Raw genomic sequence first — 4,533 nt, forward strand, 5'->3', positions numbered from 1 at the left:
TCGGCCGCGCAAGCCCGGCATGACGGAGAACCTCCGTATCACAAGTTCTCCAGCCCGCCCGCCGCGCTTGCCCGGCCCGGTCCCAGCGCCTATTTGAAAGGCAGGGAACCCTTCACCCCGATCGTTGTCATGGCTCAACCACTGCACCCTACCCATCCTGTATCGGACAATTCGCCCACTGCCGGCCGGACGCCGGTCGTGCTGCTGTTGGCAGGTGCTGGCGTCGGCGGCCTGGTCGTGCTCGGCGCGCTCGCGCTCTGGTTCCACTACGGCAGCCAGGTGTTCTTCGAAATGATCAGGACCGGTCTTGCCGCCTGCTTCTGACACGCGACAGGAAGTTTTCCGCTCATGAGCCCTACCGCCCGTCCGCTGGTGATCGCGACCGCCTTCGCCGCAAGTCTCGTCCTCGGGCTGCTGATCGTATTCTGGGCCATGGGCGGGGTCGGCAAGGTGGCGCAGCCGGCCGCGATCGGCGGCCCGTTCCAGCTCACCGACCAGAACGGCAAGACCGTCACCGACAAGAACCTCAAGGGCAAGCCGACCCTGATCTTCTTCGGCTACACCCATTGTCCCGACGTCTGCCCAACCTCGCTGTTCGAGATCTCGGAAGTGCTGCGCGCGATGGGCAAGGACGCCGACAAGGTCAATGCCGTCTTCATCTCGGTCGATCCCGAGCGCGATACGCCGGCCGCGATGAAGGATTATCTGTCGAGCTTCGACCCGCACCTCGAAGGGCTGAGCGGCGATCCTGCCGAGACCGCCAAGGTGATCACCTCCTACCGGGTCTATGCCAAGAAGGTCCCGACCAAGGACGGCGACTACACCATGGACCACACGGCGCTGATCTATCTGATGGATCGCGACGGCCGCTTCGTCTCGCCGTTCAACCTGAAGCGCACGCCGGAAGAAGCCGCAGGGGAGTTGAAGCGGTATCTGTAGGCTTCCCTATTGACCGCAATCCGCGCTCGCGTTCCCGGCCGGATGGGCTATAAGGCCCTCCGATCCCAACGAAAATCGTTCATTTCAGCCGATGGCTCCATCGCAACAGGCGAAATCGTCCAAATCCGCCCGTGGCTTGCTGACCGGGCTGATCGTCGGCGTCTGCGCGCTCGCTGCTGCGCCGTCCGCGCAGGCGCAGGCCCCGGCCAAGCAGCCCCCAACGGCGCCGCAAGCCTCACCTCAGGTCGCGCCGCAAGCCGCCCCGCAGGCGGTGCCGGGTTTCTGGGACCCGCGGCGGCGGCCGGAGCGGCCGGACCTGTCGCGCCTGACCGTGATCCGTTTCCTGACCGAGACCGACTATCCGCCGTTCAACTACACCGGCGCCGACGGTAATCCGGCCGGCTTCAACGTCGACTTCGCGCGCGCGCTGTGCGAGGAGATCAAGGTCACTTGCACGGTGCAGATGCGGCGCTTCGAGACGCTGGTCGATGCGCTCGCCTCCAACCGGGGCGATGCCATCATCGCCTCGATGGCGGTGAGTCCGCAGCTCCGCGCCCGGGTCGACTTCACCGATCCCTATTACCGCGTGCCTGCGCGCTTTGCTTCGCGCAAGGACGCGGTGATGCCGGAGATCCGGCCCGAATATCTCGAAGGCAAGAAGGTCGGCGTCATCGCCGGCTCCGCGCATGAGGCCTATCTCAAGGCCCTGTTCACCGACGCCGAGCTGCACCCTTATCCCAACGACGACGCTATGCGCGGCGCCTTGCGCAAGGGCGAGGTCGATTTCATCTTCGGCGACGCCATCGCGCTCGCGTTCTGGATCAACGGCACGGATTCCGGCGATTGCTGCGCCTTCTCCGGCGGCCCCTTCGTCGAGAGCCGTTTCTTCGGCGAGGGCATTGGCATCGCCGTACGCAAGGGCAACGACGTGCTGCGCCAGGCCCTGAACTGGGCGATGTTCCGCGTCTGGGAGAAGGGCCGCTACACCGATCTGTGGCTGCGGTATTTCTCGGTGAGCCCGTTCTAGTCCCAGGCGCCGTTGCCAATTCCTCATCCTGACGAGCTTGCGTAGCAAGCGTCTCGAAGGATGACGGCCCCGCTGGTGGCCGGGCCCTTCGAGACCCGCGCTTCGCGGGCACCTCAGGATGAGGATATGTCGTATCCGCGACACCGGCGCATTAACCGTCCGCTCATCCTTTTCGTCAAAATAGCACCGCTCTGGCCGCAGCGTCGCTCGCGGAGCGGCCTTCCGCGTGGTGAAATCGAGCTTCGGCTTCGAGTGGTGTGATGCGTAACATAATGATCTTCGCGGCGATCATGATCGGCCTCGGCACCTTCATGGCGCAGATGGCGGACAGGATGAGCTCCGCCTCGGCGACGTCGGTGCCGCGTACGGTCGCAGTCGCGTCCACCGCGGCGGCCGGCGGCCGCAGCCTCAACATCCCCCGCGACGGCCGCGGCCACTTCCAAACCGAGGGCCGGATCGAAGGCCAGCGCATCGGCTTCATGGTCGACACCGGCGCCTCCGTGGTCGCGCTGAACGAGACCTCGGCCGCCCGCTTCGGCCTGCGTCCCTCGCGCAGCGATTACAACGCCACCGTCTCCACCGCCAACGGCACCATCAAGGCCGCGCGCACTCGCATCGCCATGCTCGATGTCGGCGGCCTAATCGTGCGCGACGTCGATGCCATGGTGCTGCCCGACGAAGCACTGTCCGAGAACCTGCTCGGTCTCTCCTTCCTCTCCCGCCTCAGGCGCTTCGAATACGCCAACGGTCAGATGGTGCTGGAGCAGTAAAGGTCCTCCCAAAGGCGACGGCGACACATATTTCAAGAAAATCTCTATTTCGATCGCTCTCGCGGACAGATTTCCCCGTTACCAAACTGCCGCAATTATCATCCATAAGCTGCCATTCCCGCCTTCCGCTGCAGCCCGGCATTCGCTAAGGCTGCATCAAATCCTGGCTCTTTTTTCACGAGACCGTCTCAATGTTCCCCAAGCCGAAATCCGTGTTGCTGCCCAACACCTATGCCTTCGAATCCGAGCCGATGGTGAAGGCCACGGGCTTTCGCGAATACGACGCGCGCTGGCTGTTCCAGAAGGAAATCAACCTGATGGGAATCCAGGCGCTCGGCATGGGGCTGGGCGCGCTGATCGCAGAACTCGGCGTCAGCCAGGAGATCGTCACCGGTCATGATTTCCGCGGCTATTCGGCCTCGATCAAATATGCGCTGATCTCCGGCCTGATGGCAGCAGGCTGCAAGGTGCACGACATCGGGCTCGCGGTGACGCCGATGGCCTATTTCGCGCAGTTCGACCTCGACGTGCCCTGCTGCGCCATGGTCACGGCCTCGCACAACGACAATGGCTGGACCGGCGTGAAGATGGGCGCCAACCGCCCGCTGACCTTCGGTCCCGACGAGATGACGCGGCTGAAGGAGATCGTGCTGGGCGCCGAGTTCAAGAACAAGGCCGGCGGCTCCTATCAATTCCACGAGAATTATCCGGCGCGCTACATCGCCGATCTCACCAGCCGCCCGAAGCTCAAGCGCAAGCTCAAGGTTGTCGCGGCCTGCGGCAACGGTACCGCCGGCGCATTCGCGCCGCAGGTGCTGGAGGCGATCGGCTGCGAGGTGATCCCGCTCGACACCGAGCTCGACCACACCTTCCCGAAATACAATCCGAACCCCGAAGACATGGAGATGCTGCACGCGATCCGCGACGCGGTGCTGCAGCACAAGGCCGATGTGGGTCTCGGCTTCGACGGCGACGGCGATCGCTGCGGCGTCGTCGACAACACCGGCGAGGAGATCTTTGCCGACAAGGTCGGCGTGATGCTGGCGCGCGACATGTCCGCGATCCACAAGGACGCGCAGTTCATCGTCGACGTGAAGTCGACCGGCCTGTTCATCACCGATCCGGTGCTGCAGAAGCAGGGTGCAAAAACCACCTACTGGAAGACCGGCCATTCCTACATGAAGCGCCGCACCCATGAGACGGGTGCGCTCGCCGGCTTCGAGAAGTCCGGCCACTTCTTCTTCAACAAGCCGTATGGACGCGGCTATGACGACGGTCTCGTCTCGGCGCTGGCGATCTGCGATATGCTTGACCGCGCCCCCGGCAAGTCGATGGCCGATCTCAAGAACGCGCTGCCGAAGACCTGGTCGTCGCCGACGATGTCGCCGCATTGCGCCGACGAGACCAAATACGGCGTCATCGACAAGGTGGTGAAGCACTTCGAGGCCTTGCAGGCCAAGGGCGCCAAGATCGGCGGCCAGTCGATCCGCGATCTCGTCACCGTCAACGGCGTCCGCGTCACGGTCGAGGACGGCAGCTGGGGCCTGGTGCGTGCCTCCTCCAACAAGCCCGAGCTCGTTGTCGTGGTCGAGAGCCCGGTCTCCGAGCAGCGCATGCACGACATGTTCGAGATGGTGAACAGCGTGCTGCGCACCCATCCCGAAGTCGGCGAGTACAATCAGAAGATTTGAGGCGCGAGGCTAGTCTCACCTGCTGTCATGCCCCGGCTTGACCGGGGCATCCAGTACGCGGCTTATCCGAACCCCATCATCGTCTCTGGAATACTGGATCCCCCCC

General features: G+C 64.1%; 5 protein-coding genes. All 5 read left to right on the forward strand.

The window, feature by feature from the left end:
* The first annotated feature begins 129 nt into the window (after window positions 1-129).
* The 5 genes from IVB13_RS40545 to IVB13_RS35855 all read left to right on the forward strand — a co-directional run bounded on the left by IVB13_RS40545 (window position 130) and on the right by IVB13_RS35855 (window position 4,427).
* Window positions 130-324 (forward strand): hypothetical protein, encoded by a 195-nt coding sequence (locus tag IVB13_RS40545; protein ID WP_026232437.1) that lies wholly within the window; start codon window positions 130-132, stop codon window positions 322-324.
* A 24-nt stretch (window positions 325-348) separates the two neighbouring features.
* Window positions 349-939 carry an SCO family protein gene (locus tag IVB13_RS35840; protein ID WP_018453003.1) on the forward strand — a complete coding sequence of 197 codons (591 nt, stop codon included), beginning with the start codon at window positions 349-351 and terminating at the stop codon, window positions 937-939.
* Window positions 940-1,030: 91 nt separating this feature from the next.
* A complete protein-coding gene (locus IVB13_RS35845) occupies window positions 1,031-1,966 on the forward strand; it encodes a transporter substrate-binding domain-containing protein (protein WP_018453004.1) in 936 nt (311 codons plus the stop codon).
* Window positions 1,967-2,226: 260 nt separating this feature from the next.
* Window positions 2,227-2,736 (forward strand): TIGR02281 family clan AA aspartic protease, encoded by a 510-nt coding sequence (locus IVB13_RS35850; RefSeq protein ID WP_026232438.1) that lies wholly within the window; start codon window positions 2,227-2,229, stop codon window positions 2,734-2,736.
* Between the two features lie 191 nt (window positions 2,737-2,927).
* The gene (locus tag IVB13_RS35855) at window positions 2,928-4,427 is read left to right on the forward strand and encodes a phosphomannomutase/phosphoglucomutase (protein ID WP_018453006.1); all 1,500 of its coding nucleotides are present in this window, start codon (window positions 2,928-2,930) and stop codon (window positions 4,425-4,427) included.
* The last annotated feature ends 106 nt before the right edge of the window (window positions 4,428-4,533 follow it).

The sequence above is a fragment of the Bradyrhizobium sp. 17 genome (assembly GCF_023073515.1).
In the GTDB taxonomy this organism is placed as follows: Bacteria; Pseudomonadota; Alphaproteobacteria; order Rhizobiales; family Xanthobacteraceae; genus Bradyrhizobium; species Bradyrhizobium canariense_D.

Excerpts from the sequence above, each read along its gene's own strand:
- IVB13_RS40545 (WP_026232437.1), top strand. The coding sequence starts at position 130 with ATGGCTCAACCACTGCACCCTACCCATCCTGTATCGGACAATTCGCCC.
- IVB13_RS35840 (WP_018453003.1), top strand. The coding sequence starts at position 349 with ATGAGCCCTACCGCCCGTCCGCTGGTGATCGCGACCGCCTTCGCCGCA.
- IVB13_RS35845 (WP_018453004.1), top strand. The coding sequence starts at position 1,031 with ATGGCTCCATCGCAACAGGCGAAATCGTCCAAATCCGCCCGTGGCTTG.
- IVB13_RS35850 (WP_026232438.1), top strand. The coding sequence starts at position 2,227 with ATGCGTAACATAATGATCTTCGCGGCGATCATGATCGGCCTCGGCACC.
- IVB13_RS35855 (WP_018453006.1), top strand. The coding sequence starts at position 2,928 with ATGTTCCCCAAGCCGAAATCCGTGTTGCTGCCCAACACCTATGCCTTC.